The following is a 1,042-nucleotide window of genomic DNA, read 5'->3' on the forward strand; positions in this document are numbered from 1 at the left end:
CGGGTTGCGAGACGGTAGAGCAGATTGTAGAAAAATGGTTTGCCGAGGTGGATCAGGACATAGATGGCACCGAGGACGCAGCGCCACGCTAAAACGACAACAGGCCGGAGTATCCGGCCTGTCTGTGATCAATCCAGCCTCGGACAGATGCCGGGGCTTTTTTCATCTTGCAAACGCAAGCATCAGAAGTTGTATTTTACCGTGTAGACCATGCCATTCTGCTGTGCGGCGGTACCCAGTTTGTTATCGGCATAGCGGTACTGGATACCGGTGGTCAGTGCTTTGTTAACGTTCCACCACAGCGCGACCGCACCGTTCTGCCCGGTTTTCTCGCCTTGGGTTACACCGCCATCCGGATTGCCCATTGCCAGAAAACGATCTTTGCGGGCAAATTCGGTTTCATGCCACTGCGTCGCCATCAGCGACTGACCGAAAGCAGTAAAGCTATAGCCCGCCACATAGCCTGCCATCCAGCCGTTGAAGTGAGCACCTACACCCGACTTCAACTCCTGGTGTGCTCCAATAAACGGCTTGATCCAGAAGTTGCCCTGACTCCAGCTAGTACCCAGACCCAGTACGCGGTTCTGGTTGAAGAAATCATGGTGGTCACGCGTGTCGTATAAGTGGGTGTAAAGCTGCACCGGCATACCGGACACTTCGCCCAAGTTGAAGCGCGCGATGGCTTTGGCAGCGTAACGGCGCTGGTCACGACTATCCGCCTCGGTCGAACCCATACCCGGGTTTTCGATATCGAAGAAACCATAGGCTTCGCCCCAGTTGCCGCCAAAGCCGCCTTCCAGTTCAAGGAAGGCAAAATCTTTCTTGCCGCCAAAAGCGCCGGCATTGGTGCGTGCTTCGGTGCCATTGGACCAGTCCAGCCAGTTGACACTGACGTTCTTGAATGACCAGTCATTGGAAGCAAGGGCAGCCGGGGCGGCCAATGCACAGCCCAGCGCGATAAGGGAGCGAATAGACATTGAATATCCTGTAAGCAGAAAGAAAACCACGCGGAATCCGTGCGTGAAGCGCGCAGAATATAGCT

General features: G+C 55.0%; 1 protein-coding gene. It reads right to left on the minus strand.

The window, feature by feature from the left end; all coding sequences use genetic code 11:
* Positions 1 to 182: 182 nt before the first annotated feature.
* Positions 183 to 977, minus strand: coding sequence for an outer membrane protein OmpK (locus tag ACRC1E_RS04805; RefSeq protein ID WP_438513971.1), 795 nt, complete (start codon positions 975 to 977; stop codon positions 183 to 185).
* Positions 978 to 1,042 lie beyond the last annotated feature (65 nt).

The organism is Craterilacuibacter sp. (assembly GCF_051659485.1).
Classification (GTDB): domain Bacteria; phylum Pseudomonadota; class Gammaproteobacteria; order Burkholderiales; family Chromobacteriaceae; genus Craterilacuibacter.